Annotated in this window: 15 protein-coding genes, 1 tRNA gene and 1 pseudogene; 13 read left to right on the top strand and 4 right to left on the bottom strand. The window is 60.5% G+C overall.

The features are described from left to right. Positions 1 to 91 precede the first annotated feature (91 nt). From mazG to ACOYJL_RS08845, 6 genes are all read left to right on the top strand, one after another. Positions 92 to 1,021: a nucleoside triphosphate pyrophosphohydrolase gene (gene mazG / locus ACOYJL_RS08870; protein ID WP_433569868.1), complete on the top strand. Its 930-nt coding sequence runs from the start codon at positions 92 to 94 to the stop codon at positions 1,019 to 1,021. 64 nt (positions 1,022 to 1,085) lie between these two features. After that, positions 1,086 to 1,808 (top strand): septum formation initiator family protein, encoded by a 723-nt coding sequence (locus ACOYJL_RS08865; RefSeq protein ID WP_433569867.1) that lies wholly within the window; start codon positions 1,086 to 1,088, stop codon positions 1,806 to 1,808. Then, positions 1,808 to 2,794, top strand: coding sequence for a phosphatase (locus ACOYJL_RS08860; protein ID WP_433569866.1), 987 nt, complete (start codon positions 1,808 to 1,810; stop codon positions 2,792 to 2,794). The genes ACOYJL_RS08865 and ACOYJL_RS08860 overlap by 1 nt, the downstream gene beginning before the upstream one ends. 59 nt (positions 2,795 to 2,853) lie before the next feature. Continuing rightward, positions 2,854 to 2,938, top strand: a tRNA-Leu gene (locus ACOYJL_RS08855). A 127-nt stretch (positions 2,939 to 3,065) separates the two neighbouring features. Next, a complete protein-coding gene (gene tsaD, locus ACOYJL_RS08850) occupies positions 3,066 to 5,555 on the top strand; it encodes a tRNA (adenosine(37)-N6)-threonylcarbamoyltransferase complex transferase subunit TsaD (protein ID WP_433569865.1) in 2,490 nt (829 codons plus the stop codon). Positions 5,556 to 5,683: 128 nt separating this feature from the next. Next, entirely contained in the window at positions 5,684 to 7,609 is a 1,926-nt protein-coding gene (locus tag ACOYJL_RS08845) for an NAD(+) synthase (RefSeq protein WP_433569864.1), read from the top strand. Positions 7,610 to 7,737: 128 nt separating this feature from the next. Here ACOYJL_RS08845 and ACOYJL_RS08840 read toward each other — a convergent pair whose 3' ends face one another. Next, the gene (locus tag ACOYJL_RS08840) at positions 7,738 to 8,328 is read right to left on the bottom strand and encodes a xanthine phosphoribosyltransferase (RefSeq protein ID WP_433569893.1); all 591 of its coding nucleotides are present in this window, start codon (positions 8,326 to 8,328) and stop codon (positions 7,738 to 7,740) included. Positions 8,329 to 8,610: 282 nt separating this feature from the next. Here ACOYJL_RS08840 and groES point away from each other — a divergent pair, with 282 nt between their 5' ends. From groES to ychF, 5 genes are all read left to right on the top strand, one after another. Continuing rightward, on the top strand, positions 8,611 to 8,901 hold the full coding sequence (gene groES, locus ACOYJL_RS08835) for a co-chaperone GroES (RefSeq protein ID WP_433569863.1): 291 nt from the start codon (positions 8,611 to 8,613) through the stop codon (positions 8,899 to 8,901). Between the two features lie 40 nt (positions 8,902 to 8,941). Next, positions 8,942 to 10,582 (top strand): chaperonin GroEL, encoded by a 1,641-nt coding sequence (groL, locus tag ACOYJL_RS08830; RefSeq protein WP_433569862.1) that lies wholly within the window; start codon positions 8,942 to 8,944, stop codon positions 10,580 to 10,582. A gap of 145 nt (positions 10,583 to 10,727) precedes the next feature. After that, complete coding sequence (locus tag ACOYJL_RS08825) at positions 10,728 to 11,954, top strand: glycoside hydrolase family 3 protein (protein ID WP_433569861.1); 1,227 nt, start codon at positions 10,728 to 10,730, stop codon at positions 11,952 to 11,954. An 85-nt stretch (positions 11,955 to 12,039) separates the two neighbouring features. Next, a complete protein-coding gene (locus ACOYJL_RS08820; protein ID WP_433569860.1) occupies positions 12,040 to 13,323 on the top strand; it encodes a 4Fe-4S dicluster domain-containing protein in 1,284 nt (427 codons plus the stop codon). A 9-nt stretch (positions 13,324 to 13,332) separates the two neighbouring features. Beyond that, positions 13,333 to 14,406 carry a redox-regulated ATPase YchF gene (ychF, locus tag ACOYJL_RS08815; protein ID WP_433569859.1) on the top strand — a complete coding sequence of 358 codons (1,074 nt, stop codon included), beginning with the start codon at positions 13,333 to 13,335 and terminating at the stop codon, positions 14,404 to 14,406. Positions 14,407 to 14,874: 468 nt separating this feature from the next. On the opposite strand, the gene ACOYJL_RS08810 is transcribed toward ychF, so the two are convergent. After that, positions 14,875 to 15,582, bottom strand: a complete 708-nt coding sequence (locus ACOYJL_RS08810) for a substrate-binding domain-containing protein (protein WP_433569892.1) — start codon at positions 15,580 to 15,582, stop codon at positions 14,875 to 14,877. Between the two features lie 12 nt (positions 15,583 to 15,594). After that, a pseudogene (locus ACOYJL_RS08805) lies at positions 15,595 to 15,768 on the bottom strand (helix-turn-helix domain-containing protein); the annotation flags it as partial. A gap of 289 nt (positions 15,769 to 16,057) precedes the next feature. On the opposite strand from ACOYJL_RS08805, the gene ACOYJL_RS08800 reads away from it, so the two are divergent. Next, positions 16,058 to 17,428, top strand: coding sequence for a hypothetical protein (locus ACOYJL_RS08800; protein ID WP_433569858.1), 1,371 nt, complete (start codon positions 16,058 to 16,060; stop codon positions 17,426 to 17,428). A gap of 557 nt (positions 17,429 to 17,985) precedes the next feature. Here ACOYJL_RS08800 and ACOYJL_RS08795 read toward each other — a convergent pair. After that, entirely contained in the window at positions 17,986 to 19,764 is a 1,779-nt protein-coding gene (locus ACOYJL_RS08795; RefSeq protein WP_433569857.1) for an LCP family protein, read from the bottom strand. Between the two features lie 232 nt (positions 19,765 to 19,996). Here ACOYJL_RS08795 and guaA point away from each other — a divergent pair, with 232 nt between their 5' ends. Continuing rightward, a complete protein-coding gene (gene guaA / locus ACOYJL_RS08790; RefSeq protein ID WP_433569856.1) occupies positions 19,997 to 21,589 on the top strand; it encodes a glutamine-hydrolyzing GMP synthase in 1,593 nt (530 codons plus the stop codon). Positions 21,590 to 21,704: the final 115 nt, after the last annotated feature.

Below are 21,704 nucleotides of genomic sequence, written 5' to 3'. Positions count from 1 at the left end.
AGTTTCGCGCAGGGGATTCCCTTAGGCGCAAGCGTGCGTAACATCACAGCAGAGGCGACCTGCGCCCGAGCGTAAAGAGGAGACAGGCAGTATGACCCAGAACGACGACAGCGAGAAGGAAGCCCTCCCCGCGCAAGATCGAGGCCAGGGCAATGCGTCCGCGTTTTATCACCTTGTTGGCACGGTGCGCCGTTTGCGCGAGCCGGGCGGCTGCCCTTGGGACCGCGAGCAAACGCACGCCTCGCTGGTGCGCTACATGATTGAAGAGGCCTACGAGGCCGCCGACGCCATGGCCGCCACGGCAAGCGCGGACGCGTCGAGCTCCTCCGCCGCTGAGGCGCACGTGCAGGAGGAGCTGGGAGACGTGCTCTATCAGGTTGTCCTTAATGCCCAGATAGCCTCCGAAGAGGGGAGCTTCGCCATCGACGACGTGTGCCGCGGCATCGACGAGAAGCTCGTCCGCCGCCATCCCCACGTCTTTTCTGACGTGAGCGCCGACACTCCCGAGCAGGTCGAGGACATCTGGGCAAGGGTGAAGCGCGAGGAGCGTGAGGCTTCCGCGGGGCCTGCGGAGGAGGCCGAGCCACCCGAGCAGCCTGGCCTTCTCGACTCTGTGCCAAGGTCGATGCCGGCGCTTATGCAGTGCCAAAAGATTTCTTCTCGTGCGGCGCGCGCGGGATTTGACTGGGATGACGTATCGGGCGTGTGGGACAAGGTCGCCGAGGAGCGCGCGGAGTTTGAAGCCGAGAAGCCCGGCACGCCCGAGCGCGAGATGGAGTTTGGAGACCTGCTCTTCTCGCTGGTGAACGTCGCTCGCATGGAGGGCATCGACGCTGAGCGCGCCCTAGATCGAAGCAACAAGAAGTTCCGCGCGCGATGGTTGCGCATGGAGCGCCAGGCACGCGAGCAGGGCGTCTCTCTCGAGAGCCTTTCGACAGCCGAGCTCAACGAATGGTGGGTCCGTGCTAAGCAAGAGGAGAAGCTCCGCCCAGAGAAAATCGACGGGTGGCGTCTGGTATAACTAATCCTAACCCGCGGCGCAGTCCGATCGCGCCGATAGGCAAACGAGCAAGAATCGAAGCAGCATGGGCACTCTCTCATCCACAACATCGTTCGGAACGAGGCGCACTCGTGCGACGCAGGCTAGCGTCGCAAGCGATGCCGCGGGCAACGGCGCAATCGCCATGCGTCGCAGCTCAACGCTTCGACCGACCTCGCGAACGTCGCTCGCTACGTCGCGTGCGAGCGGGTCTGGTCGCTCTGAGAGGGCGTCCCGGAGAGCGTCAACAAGTCGCAGCTCTTCGACGGCGACTGACCGCGCGTCGGCGCGCTCAAGGCGTGACAGCTCGTCCAATGCAAGAAAGGGCAAGAAGGACGACGTGACGAAGGCGGGCAGCGCTGGCCGCGCTGGCGTCAGCTGGGCGAGCAACTTTTTTAGCGCCCATCGCAAGCTCGTCATTACGCTCGTCGTCATCTTTGCCTCCTTTGTGATGCTGTACGGTCCTGCGTGCGACTACTATGAAGCATGGCGCGAGGGTCTTGACCTGCAGGCCACCTATGACGCGTCTGTCCAGAGCAACGAGCAGCTCACGGAAGATGTCAACACGCTCACAACCACCGAGGGCATCGAGGACCTTGCTCGCAAGCGCGGCTATGTGGAGGATGGCGAGACGGGCGTGGTTGTCGAAGGCCTTGAGGAAGACGACCAGACTACCGAGGTCGTAGGCTCGGGCGATGTCGTCTCCGCCGAAGTCCCCTGGTACATTTCGGCGCTTGACTTCATCTTTGGATATGAGGGGCAGAGCTAATGCATCGCGTTGCGGTCATTGATATCGGAACAGTCACTTGTCGCCTTGCCATCGCCGATGTCGAGGGCACGCAGGTCATCCGCCTGGGCAAGCAGTCGACCATCTGCAACCTTGGACAAGACGTTGACAAGACGGGGCGCCTTGCGCAGGAGGCCATGGAGCGCGTGTTTGCCTGCGTGAAGGGCTATGTGGACGAAGCAAAAAAGTCCGGTGCCCAGGCTGCTTGCTGCACGCTCACCAGCGCCGCTCGTGATGCGGAGAACTCTCCAGAGCTGGGTGCCGCGCTGGCCTCGCTGGGCCTTGACCCCATCGTGATCCCGGGGGAGATTGAGGGGTCGCTCACGTTTTTGGGCGTCTCTCGCGACTTTCCCGGCAAGCGAATCCTTGTTGCTGACAACGGCGGAGGTTCTACCGAGCTGGCCGTGGGATCCTTCAACAAGGATGGGCTGGCCCTTTCGTGGGTCTACTCCGCAAACGTTGGCTGCCGCCGCCTGACTGAGCGCTTTCTCTCTCGTCAGGACCCGCCTTCGGCAGACGATTTGGCTCGCGCTCACGACTGCGCCGGCAAGCTCTTCTCCGAGGCGCTTGAAAAGGCGGGCGAAAAGCTCGGCAAGCCAGAGAAGCTCGTCGTGACGGGCGGCACGGTCACCACGCTCGTGGCAGTCGACGCGGAGCTCGACCCCTATGATCCCGCCTACGTGCACCTCCACGAGCTTTCGAGAGCCGACGTGCAGGCACTTGAGAAGAAGCTGGCGACCTTGGACGTTAAGAGCCGCGCGGCGCTTCCGGGCATCCAGCCCAAGAGGGCGCCTGTCATCTTGGGCGGGGCGGTCGCAATTGACGAGCTTATGAAGCAGACCGGATTTGATACGCTTACGGTGAGCGAAAGCGACTTGCTGTTCGGGCTTTCGATTGTTGCTGCCGCAGCGCTTGCTGGCACGCAGTCGCCAATCGTCTGGAAGCCGACCATGAGGCCTTTGGCGTAGTCTTGGACCTTGGCCCGGCTGGACGTGCTAGGGTGCCGAATGGCTTTGTGCAACACTACGGGGGCGTGGCGGAATTGGCATACGCAGGAGACTTAAAATCTCTCGCCGAAAGGATTGTGGGTTCGAGTCCCACCGCCCCTACCACCTTCTCCTCATCACATCTTTTCTGATTTGTGCGTACAGATCAGGGGGCGGGGGCTTCCCGCGCGTATTGTTGGCGCGCGGAGGCTACACTATCACCCGTGAAAGAATCGCACGTCAGGGGGTTTGAATGCCTGATAAAACTAATGGTGCTGCCGTGAATGGCGAGAAGGGCGGCTCGCTCGTTCTTGCCATCGACACGTCCACGGACATGCTCGCCTGCGCCGTTGCGCGCGTTGGGCTTGGCGAAGGCGCGCCGGGCGTCGAGGTGCTGGCCTCGCGTGACCATCTCTGCCGCCGCAAGGCCAACGTCGAGCTCGTCTCGTGCGCGCTCGAGGCGCTCGATGAGCGCGGCCTTTCCATGGACGACCTCGATGCCGTGCTCGTAGGGCGCGGTCCCGGGTCGTTTACGGGCGTGCGAATTGGCATCGCAACGGCAAAGGGCATAGCCTGCGGCCTCTCTAAGCCGCTCTATGGCGTGTCTGTTATGGATGCCACGGCGTGGACTGCCTGGTCTGCAGGCGTGCGCGGACTTCTCGCCGTGGCGGACGACGCCATGCGCAAGGAGGTCTATCCCGGCATCTATCAGCTGGATAGCGACGGCGCCCATCGCCGCTTTCCGGCGGAGACCGTCCTTAAGGCGGACGACTGCGTGTCCACATGGGCCAATCGCCCCGACAAGGACCAGCTCACGCTTACCGGAAATGGGCTTTTCAAGTATCGCGACCGCTTTGAGGCAGCGGGCTTCTCTCGCTTTACCGACGAATCGACGTGGTATCCGACAGGCGAGGGGCTTCTCCTTGCCGCCGCGTCGCCCGAGCTGAGGCCGTCTTTGGGCGATGGCGACCCCGCGCTGGTTTTGCCCATCTACACGCGCCTTTCTGACGCCGAGGAGAACGAGCGCCGCCGCTTGGGGCTTGCTGCTCCGGCAAGCGTTGCCGTGACGGGCGTGGACGACGCGCTTGCGGGTCGTCACCTGCAGCTTCGGCCCATGTCCGTAAACGACCTCTCCGCAGTAGCCGCCCTTGAGGCGGTCACTTACGAGGGGACGGCGCATACTCCCTGGTCAGAGAAGCTTTTCTACGAGGAGCTCTCGCAGCCCGGCCGCAGCTGGTGGGTTGCCCACGACCTGGGCCACATTATTGGCTTTGCGGGCGGGCTGCTTGCCGGAGGCGACTTTGAGGTAGAGGAGGTCGTGGTCGACGCCGCGCGCCGTCGCCAGGGCATTGGCGCGCGCTTGGTGTCGCGCCTTGCCTATGACGCGCAGATGCTGGGCGCCCAGACCATCTCGCTTGAGGTGGACGAGAAAAACGACCCCGCTCGCGGTCTTTATGCCCATCTGGGCTTTGCTGAGGTTGGGCGCCGTCCCGGATACTACGGAGCGGGTGCCGAGGCTCACGACGCGCTGATTCTGCGCGCTGAGCTGCCGCTTTCCGTCGACGCAGAGCACGTGGGCGAACGCGTTGAGCCACACGCCTCCATCCGCCCGTGGCCGATTGCCGTGGGGGAGCGCTCGGCCAAGACCAAGGCCGCGCTTGAGGCGGCGGGCGACCTGGTGCTTGCCATCGAGTCCTCCTGCGACGAGACCGCTATGGCCGTGGTCGACTCGCATGGAACCGTGTGCTCGAGCGTGGTGGCCACCTCGGTCGACTTCCACGCGCGCTTTGGCGGCGTCGTTCCCGAGATTGCGAGCCGCAAGCACGTCGAGGCCATTGTCGGTGTGTACGAAGAGGCGCTTGCGCAGGCCGGCGCGCACTTCGGCTGCGACACGCTTGCCGCCTCCGACCTGTCTGCCGTCGGCGTCACCGCAGGTCCGGGGCTTGTTGGCGCGCTTGTGGTGGGCGTGGCGTTCGCCAAGGGGCTTTGCTCGGCAACGGGTCTTCCGCTTATCGCGGTGCACCATCTTGAGGGGCACCTGCTTGCGAACCTCTTCGAGACGCCCGACCTCGAGCCGCCCTTCGTGGCAAGCCTTGTCTCAGGAGGCAACACGATGCTGGTGCACGTGCGGGGCTGGGGCGACTACGAGGTGCTTGGCTCGACGATTGACGATGCCGTAGGCGAGGCCTTCGACAAGGTTGCCAAGGCGCTGGGCCTGGGGTATCCAGGCGGTCCCGTGATCAGCAAGCTTGCCGCCAAGGGCAATCCCAAAGCCATCCACTTCCCGCGTGCCATGATGCACTCCGGCGACTATTCCTTCTCGCTCTCTGGCCTCAAGACCGCCGTGATCACCTACATCGAGGGCGAGAACCGCGCCGGCAGACCCATCGACCTGCCCGACCTTGCGGCGTCCTTCGAGGCCGCGGTCATCGACGTGCAGGTGGCCAAGGCCGTGCGCGCGGTGGAGGAGACGGGAGTCTCCGACTTCTGCGTTGGCGGCGGCGTAGCGGCGAACCCGCAGCTCCGCGAGGCGTACAAGCGCGAGTTCGGCAAACGTGGCGTGCGCGTGACCGTGCCGCCCATGCGCGCTTGCGGTGACAACGCCGCGATGATCTCGGTCGCGGCGCTGCGCTCGTATCGCGCTGGCAACTTCGCGCCGCTCACGCTCGATGCGCAGCCCAACGCCCCGCTGGGAACCTGGTCGACAACCGACGCGCCCGTTCCGCCTCGCTGGGAGGTCTAGCTGACTGGCGCTTGATGGCAGTCGAGGACGGTCCGATGGCCGACCTGGGCGCATCTGGCTCGCGCCATGACCTGTGAAACGGCTACGATAGACGCATTACAGCTGGTTCGCAGGCGATAGGAGCCACCATGCAGGACGGATTTGTGAAAGTTGCCGCCAAGACGCCGGAGGTTCGCGTCGCGGATGTCACCTATAACGTCGAGTCGTGCCTCGAATGCATTCGCGAGGCAGCCAACGACGGCGCTAAGGTGATCTTGCTGCCCGAGCTCTGCATCACGGGCTATACCTGCGAGGACCTCTTCTGGCAGAACACGCTGCTTGATGCCGCGGAGAAGGGTCTTGCTCGCGTTGCTGCGCAAACCGCACACGTCAACGCGCTGATCGTGCTTGGGCTGCCCTTCCGCGCGGGCGCAAAGCTCTATAACGTCGCGGCCGTGCTGTGCGCCGGTCGCGTGCTGGGGCTGGTCCCAAAGCGCAACATCCCCACCTACAACGAGTTCTATGAGGGCAGGCACTTCTCCGTGGGTCCTGACTCTCCCGTGATGGTAAGCGTTGCGGGCGAGCGCAACGTGCCCTTCGGCACCGACCAGCTGTTCTGCTGCCGCCAAGTTCCCGACCTCTCGGTGGCCGTTGAGATTTGCGAGGACCTTTGGGTTCCCAACCCTCCCTCGGTGAGCCACGCGCTCGCCGGCGCCACGCTGATTTGCAACCCCTCTGCCTCAAACGCCATCGTCGGCAAGGCCGACTATCGTCGCGACCTCGTTGTTGGTCAGTCAGCGCGCCTAGTCTGCGGCTACCTCTACGCGAGCGCCGGCTGGGGCGAATCCACGCAGGATGTCGTCTATTCCGGTCACGATATGGTTGCCGAGAATGGCGTGCTTCTCGCCGAGGGGGCACCCTTTGGGGATGGCTCGGCAACGAGCGAGCTTGACATGCAGCTCATTGCTGCAGAGCGCCGTCGCATGTCCAGCTTCCAGACCGCCGCCGCTCCCGAAGAGGCGGGGTATCTGACCACGGAGTTCTCGCTTTCCATGAGCGAGACCAAGCTTACGCGCTATGTTGACCCGCACCCCTTTGTGCCCAGCTCCGCCGAAAAGCGCTCCGAGCGCTGCGAGGACGTCTTTGCCATCCAGGCGCACGGCCTGGCAAAGCGCCTTGAGCACACCCACTCGCGCTGCGCCGTCGTGGGCGTGTCTGGCGGCCTTGACTCTACGCTTGCGCTTCTAGTGACTGCGCGAGCGTTTGACCTGCTCGACCTCGACCATTCCGGCATCATCGCCGTGACGATGCCCGGCTTTGGAACAACTGGCCGCACGCACGGAAACGCCACGACGCTGGCCGACGTCATCGGCGCCGACCTGCGCGAGGTCAACATCTCTGACGCCGTGCGCCAGCACTTCTCCGACATCGGCCACGACGAGGCCGACCACGACGTCACCTACGAGAACAGCCAGGCTCGTGAGCGCACGCAGATCTTGATGGACATCGCCAACCAAGAGGGCGGCATGGTCATCGGTACGGGCGACCTCTCCGAGCTGGCGCTGGGATGGGCCACCTACAACGGCGACCACATGTCGATGTACGGGGTCAACGCGAGCGTGCCCAAGACGCTGGTGCGCCACCTTGTGCGATACGTGGCCGACACCTGCGAAAACGAGGAAGAAAGCTCCATATTGCTGGACATCCTGGACACCCCCGTCTCTCCGGAGCTTCTGCCCGCGACGGGCGACGGCACCATCTCGCAGCGTACCGAGGACCTTGTTGGCCCCTACGAGCTGCACGACTTCTTCCTGTACCAGGTGCTTCGCCGCGGATTCTCTCCGCGCAAGGTCTATCGGCTGGCGCGCTATGCGCTTGGCTCCGAGTACGATGACGCAACGATCCTCAAGTGGGAGAAGACCTTCTACCGGCGCTTCTTTGCCCAGCAGTTCAAGCGCAGCTGCCTTCCCGACGGTCCCAAGGTTGGCTCGGCCGCGGTCTCTCCTCGCGGAGATCTGCGCATGCCGTCCGACGCCTGCTCCACGCTTTGGCTCGAGGAGCTCAAGGGGCTGTAGCCTGCCGAATGCGCGCTGGGCCGCCAGCCGGCGCCGTACCCTGTGCAAAAAAGCGGCCGCCCGTGGGCTGTCCCCGCGGGCGGCCGCTGCATATGCGGCTGTGCAGAGCCGGCCAACTTCTAGGGCCCCTAGTTGCTCTGAGCCTCAAATTCGATGTTGCCGGTTGCGACGTCCATTGACTTTACGATAGCCAGCGACTCAACGTCATAGCCGGCCTCGCGCAGGCGCTTGCCGCCGGGCTGGAAGCCCTTCTCGATGGCCACGCCAATGCCCACTACAGTTGCCTTTGCCTGCTTGCAGATCTCGATCAGTCCATCAAGCGCGCAGCCGTTGGCGAGGAAGTCGTCAATAAGAAGCACGTTCTCGCCCGGCTTCAGGAAGCGCTTGGCCACAATCACGGTGTTGTCGTTGCCGTGCGTGTAGCTGTGCACCTTGGCCACGTACTGCTCGCCATCGAGGTTGATCGACTGCGACTTGCGCGCAAAGACAACCGGGACATTGTTGAAGTGCGGGGCGGTGGCGCAGGCGATGCCAATGCCCGAGGCCTCGATGGTCAAGATCTTGTCGACGGGAACTCCCTTGAAGCGACGCGCCCACTCAGCGCCCATGCGGTTGTACAGATCAACGTCGCACTGATGATTGAGGAAGCTGTCCACCTTAAGAACGTTTCCCTCGCGGACAATGCCCTCCTGACGGATTCTCTCCTCAAGCTCGCGCATCGATACCCCGTTTCTTTGACGGACTGCCATGTGAACCCATTGTAAGCTTAATGTTCCCAGCATATGGCGATGAGGGCAAGCGCCCCCCTGAAAGCTGTCTTTGGGGATAAAGCGCTCGATGGCAGAAAATCTAAGTCCATTTCGGAAGATTTTTTCTTTCTATGTGCATCAAGTTCGAATCCTTGGGTAGAAAAATGAGCGTTGGACAGGAGGCGGGGGCTCACAGAGCTCCAAAGCCGGTAACTCAGGTGCCGTGGGCACCCCAAAAGGAGGTTCCTAACTATGACTCTTCAACCGCTGGGTGATCGTGTTCTCGTCAAGCCCGCTCCCAAGGAGGAGAAGACCTCTTCTGGTCTCTACATCTCCTCTGGCGCACAGGAGAAGCCGCAGCGCGGCGAGGTTATCGCCGTCGGCGCTGGCAAGCTGAACGACAAGGGCGAGCGCATTCCCATGGACGTCAAGGCTGGCGACCAGGTCTTCTATGGCAAGTTTGGTGGCAACGAGGTCAAGATTGACGGCGAGGACTTCCTGCTCCTCCGTGCTGATGACATCTACGCCATCATTAACGACTAACTTTTTCGCAGCAATCACTCAATAAGGAGAAACAGAAAAAATGGCTAAGGACATTGTTTTCGGCACCGATGCGCGTGCCAAGCTCGCCAAGGGCGTGAACACCCTCGCTGACGCAGTCACCACCACCATGGGCCCCAAGGGTCGCTATGTTGCCCTTCAGCGCTCCTATGGCGCTCCCACGATCACCAACGACGGCGTCTCTGTCGCCAAGGAGATCGAGCTCAAGGACCCCATCGAGAACATGGGCGCCCAGCTGGTGAAGGAGGTCGCCACCAAGACCAACGACACCGTGGGTGACGGCACCACCACTGCAACTCTGCTTGCTCAGGTCATTGTCAACGAGGGCCTTCGCAACGTCGCCGCTGGCGCTAACCCGATTGCCATCCGTCGCGGCATCGACAAGGCCGTCGACGCCGTGGTCGACGAGATGAAGAAGTCCGCTGTCGAGATTTCCACCAAGGAGCAGATTGCCTCTGTCGGCACCATCTCCGCTGGCGACCCCGAGATTGGCAATAAGATTGCTGACGCCATGGAGGTTGTGGGCAAGGACGGCGTCATCACCGTCGAGGAGTCCCAGACCTTCGGCATCGACATCGACACCGTCGAGGGCATGCAGTTTGACAAGGGCTACATCTCCCCGTACTTCGCGACCAACAACGACACCATGACGGCCGAGCTGAAGGACCCCTACATCCTGATGACCGACCAGAAGATCTCGAACATCCAGGACATCCTGCCGATTCTCGAGGCCGTCTCCAAGCAGGGCGCGCCGCTGCTGATTGTTGCTGAGGACGTCGACGGCGAGGCTCTGGCAACGCTGATCCTCAACAAGCTTCGCGGCACGCTGAACGTCTGCGCCGTCAAGGCTCCTGGCTATGGCGACCGTCGCAAGCGCATGCTCGAGGACATCGCAGTCCTGACCGGCGGCCAGGTTGCCATGAAGGAGCTCGGCATCCAGCTTTCCGACGTTACCGCCGAGATGCTCGGCCGCGCCAAGAGCGTCAAGATCACCAAGGACGACACCACCATCGTGGGCGGCGCCGGCTCCAAGGACGCCATCGACGAGCGCATCGCTCAGATCAGGGGCGAGATTGAGAACACCACCTCTGACTTCGACCGCGAGAAGCTCCAGGAGCGCCTTGCCAAGCTCTCCGGCGGCGTGGCTGTCATCAAGGTTGGCGCTGCTACCGAGGTTGAGCTCAAGGAGATCAAGCACCGCATCGAGGACGCCCTGCAGGCCACCCGCGCGGCTGTCGAGGAGGGCATTGTCGCTGGCGGTGGCGTCGCCTTCGTCGAGGCCTCCAAGGCGCTCGACTCGGTCGACTGCGCTGACGCTGACGAGCAGATTGGCGTCGACATCATCCGCAAGGCCCTCGAGGCTCCTGTGAAGACCATCGCTAACAACGCTGGCTATGAGGGCTCCGTCGTGGTCGAGAAGATCAAGGGCCTGCCCGCTGGTCAGGGCCTTGACTCCGCAACCGGCAAGTATGGCGACATGATTGAGATGGGCGTGCTCGACCCGGTCAAGGTTACCCGCACCACGCTCCAGAACGCCGCTTCCGTCGCGTCGCTGATCCTTATCACCGAGGCCACCGTCTCCGATGAGCCCAAGGACACCACGATCGAGGAGGCCATCTCCAGGGCTGCCGCTCAGGGCGGCCAGGGTGGCGGCATGTACTAATCGCCTGTCCCTCTAGCGACTCTTAAGCCCGGCTCCTCAATGGAGCCGGGCTTTTTCTTTCCCTTGTAGGCTGGCCTTGAGGAGGCTATGCTAGCGAGCGATTGTCGTGGTTCGAGGAGGGCGAATGCGGCGGGGAGAGCGCGCATTGACAAGGAGGGGTTTTCTATCGCTGGGAGCTGGCGCAGGCGTCTCGCTGCTTGCGGGCTGCTCGACTGGGGAGCAGGGATCCCAACAGGAGGACTCCGGGCAGTCCGACTCCGGAGACGACGCGCAGCAAGATGTGCCGCAAGCGTCACAGCCCAGTGAAGAGGAGCTCGCCCAGCAGCGCGTGGACGAGATTGTCTCTGGCCTTACCCTCGAGCAGAGAGTCGCGCAGCTCTTCTTCGTGCGTCCGGAATCGCTCATGGGCGTCAGCCCCGTCACCGTCGCGGCCGACACGAGCAAAGAGGCCTACTCGCGCTATCCGGTCGGAGGCATCATCTATTTCGCGCAGAACCTCCAGAACCCCGACCAGACTAGGGCCCTGCTCGCAAACACTACAACGTACGTTACCGACGCGTGCGGGCTTCCCCCGTTTCTCTCCGTTGACGAGGAGGGCGGCACAGTCGCCCGGGTGGCGCACAACAGCTCCTTCGGCGTTCAAGACGTGGGCAACATGTGCGACGTCGGGGCGACCGGAGACGCGCAAAATGCCTACACAGCCTGCAACTACATTGGCTCCTACCTCGTTGACCTCGGCTTCAACACGGATTTTGCCCCCGACTGCGACGTCTGCTACAACCCCTCCGCCACGGTGATGGCCAAGCGCTCGTTTGGCTCCGACCCAGAGCTTGTGGCTTCGATGGTCGAGCAGGCCGTCAGAGGCTTTGCCGATGCGGGCATCTTTTGCACGGCCAAGCACTTCCCGGGCATTGGCGCTGCCACCGGCGACTTCGAGACAGAGCCCATCTCTCTTGATAAGACGGTCGATGAGCTGGCAGAGGCCGAGCTTGTCCCCTTCAAGGCCGCCATCGATGCCGGAGCCGCTATGGTCATGGTCGGTCACCTTGGCTGTCCCGGCGTGTCGGGTGACGACACGCCCGCGTCGATCTGCTCGGACGTGGTCCAGGGCATCCTCCGCGACCGGCTTGGCTTTACGGGTGTCGCGATCACCGACTCGTGCGGTATGGGTGCCATCACGAGCTTTGGCGATGCTGGGGAGATTGCGGTGAGGGCCATCCAGGCGGGAGAAGACATGGTGCTGGGTCCCGCAGATTTCACGCAGGCATACAATGCCGTGCTTGACGCGGTCTCCGCCGGCACGATAACCGATGATCGCATTGACGAGTCGATCCGCAGAATCGTAGCTGCGAAGTTGCCGCTCGTTGGCTAGAGTCTTGGGCAGCTTCGGCCTGCGCTACTGCTGGGAAAGATACAATGTATTAGTTGTGCCATCGGTAGGAGAGGCGGATTTTACAGTGGCCGAAAAGAAGCGCGATCTTCTCGACGATCTTATTGATATTCAGGACGACTGGCAGGCGGTCTCAAACCCGCTTTCCGGCATTGCGGACTCGCTTGCCGAGGACCCCGCAAAGCGCAAGGTCTTCGACCCCGCAAGCTATAAGGAAAAGCCTTGGGCCAACGCTAGCCGCTGCTTGCGCTGCAACTCCGATCGAGACGACGCCTGCCGCCGCTGCCTAGACGTCTGCCCTACTCACGCCATCTCGATTCACAAGAAGGCGGTGAACATCTCGGAGGACGACTGCCGCAAGTGCGGGCTTTGCCAGGCGGTCTGCCCCACCGAGACGTTCAACACGCGTCGCCATATGGCAAAGCAGCTCTACGACAACATTGCGCGCGTGGCCTCGTCCTACGAGGACTGCTACATCACGTGCACGCGCGCTTTGAAGCGCATACCCAAGCCAAACGAGATTTGCCTTCCTTGCGTGGGCATGATTTCTCGCGATCTGTGGTTCTCGATTCTCGTTGACTACACAAACGTGAGCGTCTACCTGCCTTTGGGCATCTGCGATCGGTGCCGTACCACCACTGGTGAGCAGACCTATTCCGACGCGATTGCAACGGCGGAGGAGTGGGCAAAGGGTGCCGTCGGCCTTGAGGTTGACGAGAAGGATCTTACGCACGAGTTCACGCGAGAGTACAAGCGCAGCCAGTTTGTGAGCTCGGCCATCCATGCGACTGAGACCGTGGTTACGCGCAAGAGCCGCACGCTGGCTGGCGCGCAGGCCGTTGCCAAGAAGGTTTCTGACCACGCAAAGCGGCTTGACAACTTGCAGCGCGAGCTCGAGAACGCTGTGGGCGCAAAGAGCACGAGCAATCGTCAGCGCCTGCTGACGCAGAACCGCAAGCTCATGATGGGCGGGCTTCAGCATGATGCCGAGCTCGCGAAGGATATCCGGCTCGAGGTGCCTGTCTGCGATCCTGACCTTTGCACCGCGTGCGGCGACTGCGTCAAGGCGTGCGTCACTCACGCTATCGACCTCGACGACTCCGGACGCATTCACGTGCAGCATCCTTACTGCGTCAACTGCGGCGCTTGCGCCATTATCTGCCCCGAGAACGCCCTTACCATGACGAAGGTCGACGCTACCGAGCTCGTTGTAGTCGACAAGAATGCCGAGGAGGTTGCTCGCCAGAAAGCCAAGGCCAAAAAAGAGGCCAAGGAACTTATGGAGAAGGGCAAAAAGCAGCTTAGCAAGACGGCGGACTCCCTTGAGAAGCTCGCTGACGACAAGGACTAAGGAGAACCAGTGTCACTTTCCATCGGTATCGTCGGATTGCCCAACGTAGGCAAGTCCACGCTGTTCACGGCCCTGACGCGCAAGGGTGGCCTTGCGGCGAACTATCCCTTCGCGACGATTGACCCCAACGTGGGCGTTGTGGATGTTCCCGACGAGCGACTTCAGAAGCTTGCCGATATCGTGCATCCCGCCCGCATCGTGCCCGCTAACGTTGAGTTTGTCGACATCGCTGGCCTTGTGAAGGGCGCAAACGAAGGCGAGGGGCTTGGCAACCAGTTCCTGGCCAACATTCGCAACTGCGACGCCATCTGCGAGGTCGTGCGCTACTTCAAGGATCCCAACGTGATGCGCGAAACTGGTCGTACCGGCGCCTTTGTGGATCCCGAGGCTGATGCCGACACAATCATGACTGAGCTCATCCTTGCTGACCTAGGCTCGCTTGACCGCTCCATCCCCAAGCTTGAGAAAGAGGCCAAGCGCGACAAGGAGAACCAGCCGCGCCTCGACATTGCCAAGCGCCTGCAGGCATGGCTCAATGACGGCAAGCGCGCCGCGACCATGGACATGACCGACGACGAGCGCGCTGCGGCCCACGACCTGTTCCTCCTTACGATGAAGCCCATTCTCTACGTTGCCAACTGTGATGAAGACCAGCTTCATGATGACCTTGTCATCGATGGAGAAAAGGCCATTCCCATCTGTGCCGAGGTCGAGGCGGAGCTTGCCGAGCTTGAGCCTGAAGAGGCGGCGGAGTACCTGGAGTCCATGGGACTTGAGCACTCTGGTCTCGAAACGCTTGCTCAGGCGGCATATCATACCCTCGGCCTACAGAGCTTCTTCACCGCTGGTCCCAAGGAGGTCCGTGCCTGGACGGTTCGCATTGGCGCCAAGGCACCCGAGGCGGCGGGCGTCATCCACTCTGACTTTGAGAAAGGCTTTATCAAGGCAGAGACCATCAGCTACGAGGACTATGTGACGCTGGGCGGCGAGCAAGGTGCTCGCGACGCTGGCCGCTTGCGCATGGAAGGCAAAGACTACGTGGTCCAGGACGGCGACGTAATGGTCTTCCGCTTCAACGTGTAGCTGCAAGTCCTTGCTGCCGCTCTAGTGCAGTCTTTTGCCGCCCCGGTCCGGTTATTTCTGGTCCGAGGCGGCATTGCTTTGTCCTGTTTGGCACGTCTGGCCTTGGTTGGCCGCGCATTAATAAACACCAAGCGGTGTCACGCTATCCGCCAACTGGGGAAACGTCGATGACACCCGGAGTCGTGTTTATTAATCCTATCGGCAGCCGTCCGCCCTCATGGGCGGCCCTGCCGCCCGCCCAGCCCCCGCGCCAAAAGGCGCGGGGGCTGGCTCTTGGCGGGGGCGTCCCGGCCCTTGCGGAGAATCTTCGGTTGTAGGTCTTTTTGTCCGGACGGGTCGAGTACGAACGGGCTAACATTTCGTAGAGCCGCAGGTAGAGAAATGGCGCCTGCGAGGTGATACTTGGCAGGCCTGCCATAAAAGACCTACAACCGAAGATTCTCTGCAGAGGGGCCAAGCCCCAGCACGCTACAGCTCTATTTTCGCCATCTCTCGAGCTTTTTTAATGAACGCCAGCAACGCAGGGTTGTCTACATTTGCATGCCAGTAGAAGCAGAGTCGCATTGTTGAGTCTTTCCCGGTAAGGGGAACAGTTGTTAGGTACTGTCTGTCCATATTTCCTGCTGATGCGGTTGCAAGCGTTATTCCGTTAGCGTCTCTCAGCAAGATTGGCGTCATTTCGATTTGCTCCATGTTGCCAATCTGCGCATTAGCTCGCTCCGCGAATTCGTAGCATTTCTGCATCTCGAGTAGGTGATTTCGATACGCCGGAGTTAGGAAGACTGTATATCCGCTCTTGAACACCTCAGAAAAGCTGATAGATCCCCTCTTTGCTAGCGGGTTATTGACGTTCAGAACCGCGTTTATTGAATCGTCGGCAAAGGGCAGGCACTCGACACCTTCCGGGGTCGACGTAAGCTCTGGCATTAGCGCAATATCGCTTTCTCCCTCCAGCATCTGCCTATACCCTGCCAATGGCAGACACGGCACAATTGAAACGCTGCAGTCCGGATGTTGCTCAAGAAACGCGTCTATCAGCTGGTCGGCATAAGAAGCAGTCCAATAGTACGGGACTGACACCTTGACGCTTCCGATTAGACTCTTGCCTAGCTTGTCTAGTTGCTCACAGGTCTGGTCGTATTGTTTCACCACGCGGCGAAAGCCGTCGATTGCCACCTTGCCCGTTGCGGTTAGCCGAACTCCGTGGGTCGAACGGTCAAACAGATAGACACCCAGCTCACGCTCTACATCACGAACGTGTCGGCTAATTATTGACTGCGACGCAAAGCAACACTCAGCAGCACGAGAAAAACTCAGCGTGTCAGCTACGACTATGCATTCTCTTAAATATTCAATTCGCATCGTCAAGAGCCCTTCCTGGTCTGCTATTCATAAGCGCGATCAAGGGTGGTCGGTCATCCGAAAGAGGGGGGGCAAAGAAATAAAGCATCTATTTCCTATAAGAAAGGCGGTTCTTCAAGAAGAGTATAACAGGCGGCAAAAAAGAGCGGTTCAACTGCGCTATCCCGCTATATACACTGAAATAAACGGAGTCGTGGCCACGCTCATATTGCATAACCTCCCAAAGCGACGTCCGCAAAGGAGGCAACTTGTTGGCAGTCGCAACAGTCTGCCAGATTGGAGCGTGTACATGTTTGAACCAGATGGCAATATTAACAGCGGCGCGCTGATGCTCATGCCCTTCTTCCCCTATATGTCCGAGAATCCCAAGGGTAAGTACATGGGTGCTTTTTACACTGGACCACGCGACGAGCTCCTTGCCGCGCGCAACACTGCGTGGTTAGGCTATGCTTTGTGCGCCTCGCCGGTTTACGACGTCTGGGGTCCTGATCTCTGCGACCTTCTCAACCGTGTCTGCGTAAACCGCGATTTTAAGCGTCTGAAGATTGGCGGCTCTCGCCATGCGCTCTTCTGCAACGACAGGGGTCAGCTCCTGGCCGATGGCGTGCTCATGCGCCTTGATGAGAATCTCTACCGAAGCTACTGGTTGGCACCTGTCCTGTCTTTCTACGTCGAGGTCATGGCTCCCAAGTGGGGCTTGGATGTCCACGGAAAGTGGATTACCAATGACTTCTTCATTCAGATAGATGGCCCCAAGTCGTTGCAGATAATGGAGAAAGCCGCACATAAGGACTTGCACCACCTCAAGTTCGCCCAGCACGATCACATTGAGATTGCTGGTCAGCCCGTTACCATTCACCGGCTTGGCATGAGCGGTTGCCTGGCTTACGAGATGCACGGCGACATGAAGTATGTTGAAGATGTTTACGGCGCCATCTACGAGGCTGGCAAGGAGTTCGGAATACGTAAACTCTCTTGGCCTAACTACACTTTGAACCATACGCAGGGTGGCTATCCCAACCAGTGGATTCACTTCAGGTATCCGTTGGGGGAGAGCGGTGAGGAGCTAAAGAAGTACTGGGAATCTATTCCCGAGACCAAGTGGGGCGCTGGGCTCATTTCGTCGTTCCCAGCTACGGGAAGTGCGGCTGATGTTCCAGATGCAGCCTATGTAACCCCATTTGACGTGGGCTGGGACTATCTCATCAATTGGGACCACGACTTCGTCGGCAAGGACGCCCTTGCGGAAATTGCTAAGAATCCGCCGCGCAAGCCCGTAACCCTCGAGTGGAATGCCGAGGATGTGGGTAAAGTCTTCGCGCAGCAGCTTACTAATTCTGCGGTTGACCCCAGGGATGACATCTCCAACGTTGGCGACAATGGTGCCAACTTCAAGATCCACAAGGTCATGAAGGACGGCAAGCTCGTTGGCATTGCTTCGGGCAGAATCGTTGACTTCTATCACCATCAGGAGATTTCTCTTTGCTGGCTAGATTCCACGCTTGCTGAGCTGGGTACCGAGGTCACGGTAATTTGGGGCACTACGCCCGGCTTGCAGTCCGAAATCCGAGCCAAGGTTGCGCCGTTCCCGTATTACAACGAGGAAATGCGTAACGAGACCTTCGATGTCGAGAAGATTCCCCACCCCAATTTCGATTAATCATCCTTGGCGAAGCAGGAGAGGCTGGGCTTTGTCAGATCGCCGCGCATTAATAAACACCAAGCGGCGTCACGCTATCCGCCAACTGGGGAAACGTCGATGACATCCGGAGCCGTGTTTATTAATCCTAACGGCAAGCCGCCCGCCCTCATGGGCGGCCCTGCCGCCCGCCCAGCCCCGCGCCAAAAGGCGCGGGGCTGGCTCTTGGCGGGGGCGTCCCGGTCCCTGCGGAGAATCTTCGGTTGTAGGTCTTTTTGTCCGGACGGGTCGAGTACGAACGGACTAACTTTTCGTAGAGCCGCAGGTAGAGAAATGGCACCTGCGAGGTGATACTTGGCAGGTCTGCCACAAAAGACCTACAACCGAAGATTCTCTGCAGAGGGGCCAAACCTCCTCGCGTCATCTAGCAGTTTCTGCTCCCCCTTGTCGCCTTGAGCTAGAAAAGCAACGTATTGAATTCCATCTCAATCCTTCAAGTGGCACGAAATGAAAGGGTCTCGGATTCCTAAAGGAATCCGAGACCCCTATGTTTTCCCGTGCGCCTTGTGGCGATGTCGTTACTGCGAGTCGGCGTAGTCGGTGCCTAGTATGACTACTACATCCGTCTCGGTGGAGTAGGCCCCGTCGTTCTCGATGGGCTCGGCGCTAACCCCCAGCGTCTCTGCCACGCCTTGAGCCTCTTGCTGAGCCGTAGTCGAATTGGAGCTGTTATACACGACGATAGTGCTCTCGTGCGAGGATGAGCTCGAATTGCCGGTCGAGCATGAATAGCCCACCTTTGTGAGCACAGAGGATGCGTTCTTTGCAAGGCCGGACGTCGTTGTGCCATTTAGCACGAGCACGGTCCCGCTGTATACGGGCTCGCTCGACGTGGAGTCCGTTGAATCTGAGGACGAGTCGTCAGAAGTGGTGCCGCTCGTCGCAGTTCCGGCAATCCCCTCCGTTTCGTCGCTCTGACCTTCTTCGTAGGGATCCTCCCCGTTGTCCGTGCGCTCCATCATTGTTTGCCAAGCGTCATCATCGACAACCTCGTACCAAACTCCGTTGATGTACTCGGATGTTGTCGGGCAACGTGCGGAATAGATGTCATTGTCGGTGTCGAGGTCTTTGAATTGGTTGACGAGCGAGAGGAGTTCGGTGGCGTCGAGGTCGGTGGTAACACTATCTGCAAGCTGCGAGATAAGCGTCGGCCAGCTCGTGGCGTCGCTTTGCAGAATTTTCTTAATAATGGCGGTGATAACCATTCGCTGGTTCGCGGCGCGATAGTAGTCACCGGCGCCGTATTCGTCATAGGCGTGACGGGTGCGTACGAGCTCCAGAGCCTGTTCGCCGTTGAGCGTTTGCGTGCCAGCTGGCAAATCGATACCCGCGTATTCCATGTCCGATACGGCGACGGGCAATGTGACCTCGATGCCGCCAAGAGTGTCGACGATGGACGTGAACTGCTCAAAGTCAATCTCCGCATAATGCGAGATGTCCACGCCCGCAAACTCCGAGACGACTTGTGTCATGTACGCCGCGCCTCCGTACGAGTACGCAGCGTTAATTTTTTGCGTTCCGTAATCTCCCATGTCGACCATCGTGTCACGCGGAATGGATATCAGCGTTACCGTTTGTCCCTTGGGGTCGATTCGTGCAAGGATGATTGAGTCGGCACGGTAATTTGAAGTGTCAGACCCCCAGCTCTCTTCGCGCTCATCGCTCTTATCGACACCAAGAAGAAGCATATAGAAGGGATCCTCTGAGTCTACGGAGACAAGCTGGTCTCGCAGATCTTGGGTCACATCTCCTGAAAGCTTGCCATTGAGAACGTTGACATACCATGCGAGCGCGGCACCGCAAACGCCTACAAGCACAAGAAGCGTGATCAGTATGCCTTTGAGCACGGGGTGGCGCTTCTTTGAGCGACGGCGCGAGTAGTGTGCTGCCCCTTCGGCGCGCGTTCCGGCTGTGTTTGAATATGTGGCGGAACGCAGGTGGTTGTGCGAGCCTGAGCGTGACCTGGCATTATTGCGGTCGGCCCTCGGCGCATCGTCTTCATCGACGCTTGAGTTGGGAAGATCGTCGAAGCTGTCATCGTAGTCTGCGAAGCCCTCATTGCCATCAGGGCTGCTCGATCGCGAAGACCGCGACTGCTGAACCAGAGGCGTGCTGGCAAAGTGAGCAGGCTTTTCCTCTTCGAAGTCATCGCCGTTGGGGTGACGCTCGTCATACCCCTCGACGCGTTGACTCACCAGCGGCGTGCTTGCGGCATGCGCTGGCAGCTGATCATCATAGTGGTCTTCGTTTGCACTGTAGTGACTACGTGAAAGTTCGCGCTGCTCTGCACTGGTCATCTTCCGGTGCTTTTTTCTTTCGGCCAAAAGCCCCCCTAGCGCCGATTGCATATCAGTCTGTAAAGCATCAGAAGGCTTTACGAGTATTTGTCGGATGTTACAGCATGGGCGTGTATAAGGCATGAAGAGCGGTTTCGTGCTAACGGACGGCTCCATTGCGTCGGTGACAGGGGGTATGATGGCGTCGAACGCTTGAAAAACATGCCGGTATTGCCGGAGAAACGGAGACCATATGGCACAGGCAAGGCCTAAGCAGTTCGTAGCCGTCTTTGACTTTGGCGCTCAGTATGGGCAGCTCATTGCCCGCCGTGTGCGCGATTTGCACGTGTACTCCGAGATTGTCCCTTGCGACATTACCGCCGAAGAGCTCCGGGCCATGAACCCCTCTGCCATCATCCTTTCAGGTGGCCCCGCCTCCGTCTACGCCGACAACGCGCCCGATATGGACGCACGCGTCTTTGACCTTGGACTTCCCATTTTGGGCTTCTGCTACGGCGAACAGATCATGGCCGCCAAGCTGGGCGGGCACGTCGGCCATACCGACAAGGGCGAGTACGGTCCTGCCAAGCTTGCGCGCCATGGCGAGTCTGTCCTGCTCGACGGGACGCCAGAGGTCGGCCAGACCGTCTGGATGAGCCACCGCGACGCCGTTGACCAGGTGCCCGAGGGCTTTGTCGTGACGGCCAGCACCGAGAATTGCCCGATTGCGGCCTACGAGAATGCCGACCGCCGCCTGTTTGCCACCCAGTTCCATCCCGAGGTGCGCCACACCGAGTACGGCACCAAGATCCTGGAGAACTTCCTGTTTGGTGTCTGCGGCTTTGAGCCCAACTGGACCATGGACAACTTGGCGCAGCAGATGATCCAGCAGATTCGCGAGAAGGTCGGCTCCGACCGCGTGATTCTGGGCCTTTCCGGCGGCGTCGACTCCTCTGTGGTTGCGGCGCTGCTCAGCAAGGCCATCGGCAAGCAGGTCACCTGCGTGTTTGTGAACCACGGCCTGTTGCGCAAGGGCGAGCCCGAGCAGGTGGAGGAGGTCTTCACCAAGCAGTTTGACGTCGACTTCGTGCACGTGCACGCCGAGGAGCGCTATGCCAAGCTGCTCGCTGGCGTTACCGACCCCGAGCAGAAGCGCCGCATCATCGGCACTCAGTTTTGGAAGGAGTTCTTCGCTGTCGCGCAGGAGCTCCACGGCGTGAAGTACCTGGCTCAGGGCACCATCTACCCCGATATCATCGAGTCCGGCGCGCGCAAGACCGGCGGCAAGGCATCCACGATCAAGAGCCACCACAACCTGATCCCGTTCCCCGAGGGCGTGCACTTCGACCTGATTGAGCCGCTCGACCACTTCTTCAAGGACGAGGTCCGCGAGCTGGGCACGACGCTCGGTCTGCCGTCCTCGATGGTCTGGCGCCAGCCGTTCCCCGGTCCCGGTCTTGCCATCCGCATCATCGGCGAGGTCACGCCCGACAAGCTCGCCACGCTGAAGGAGGCCGACGCCATCGTTCGCGAGGAGCTCGACGCTTACAACCAGCGCCTCTTTGAGGAGACTGGCGAGCGCAACTCCGAGCACAGCTGCTGGCAGTACTTCGCCGTCCTGCCGTCCATCCGCTCGGTGGGCGTCATGGGAGACGAGCGCACCTACGGCCGCCTGATCGTGGTGCGTGCGGTAGAGTCCAGCGACGCAATGACCGCCGACTGGGCGAAGCTGCCCTACGACGTGATGGGCAAGATCTCCAGCCGCATCGTCGACGAGGTCCCCGGCGTCAACCGCGTCGCCTACGACGTCACGCCCAAGCCGCCCGCGACGATCGAGTGGGAGTAGGCGAGCCAGCCTCAACCCCCCGAGAGACGTCTACAACCCCTGCAGGCAGACGAAGGGCTCCGTCGGTTCTCGACGGAGCCCTCTGCAGTACTTTTTTGCTGGGTGTTTGTCTGGA

Origin of the sequence: Tractidigestivibacter sp., from assembly GCF_050946515.1 — a bacterium.
In the GTDB taxonomy this organism is placed as follows: domain Bacteria; phylum Actinomycetota; class Coriobacteriia; order Coriobacteriales; family Atopobiaceae; genus Tractidigestivibacter.
Note: the sequence above shows the minus strand (reverse complement) of the source record. Positions and strands in the feature narration are given on the sequence as shown.

Excerpts from the sequence above, each read along its gene's own strand:
- mazG (WP_433569868.1), top strand. The coding sequence starts at position 92 with ATGACCCAGAACGACGACAGCGAGAAGGAAGCCCTCCCCGCGCAAGAT.
- ACOYJL_RS08865 (WP_433569867.1), top strand. The coding sequence starts at position 1,086 with ATGGGCACTCTCTCATCCACAACATCGTTCGGAACGAGGCGCACTCGT.
- ACOYJL_RS08860 (WP_433569866.1), top strand. The coding sequence starts at position 1,808 with ATGCATCGCGTTGCGGTCATTGATATCGGAACAGTCACTTGTCGCCTT.
- tsaD (WP_433569865.1), top strand. The coding sequence starts at position 3,066 with ATGCCTGATAAAACTAATGGTGCTGCCGTGAATGGCGAGAAGGGCGGC.
- ACOYJL_RS08845 (WP_433569864.1), top strand. The coding sequence starts at position 5,684 with ATGCAGGACGGATTTGTGAAAGTTGCCGCCAAGACGCCGGAGGTTCGC.
- ACOYJL_RS08840 (WP_433569893.1), bottom strand. The coding sequence starts at position 8,328 with ATGCGCGAGCTTGAGGAGAGAATCCGTCAGGAGGGCATTGTCCGCGAG.
- groES (WP_433569863.1), top strand. The coding sequence starts at position 8,611 with ATGACTCTTCAACCGCTGGGTGATCGTGTTCTCGTCAAGCCCGCTCCC.
- groL (WP_433569862.1), top strand. The coding sequence starts at position 8,942 with ATGGCTAAGGACATTGTTTTCGGCACCGATGCGCGTGCCAAGCTCGCC.
- ACOYJL_RS08800 (WP_433569858.1), top strand. The coding sequence starts at position 16,058 with ATGTTTGAACCAGATGGCAATATTAACAGCGGCGCGCTGATGCTCATG.
- ACOYJL_RS08795 (WP_433569857.1), bottom strand. The coding sequence starts at position 19,764 with ATGACCAGTGCAGAGCAGCGCGAACTTTCACGTAGTCACTACAGTGCA.
- guaA (WP_433569856.1), top strand. The coding sequence starts at position 19,997 with ATGGCACAGGCAAGGCCTAAGCAGTTCGTAGCCGTCTTTGACTTTGGC.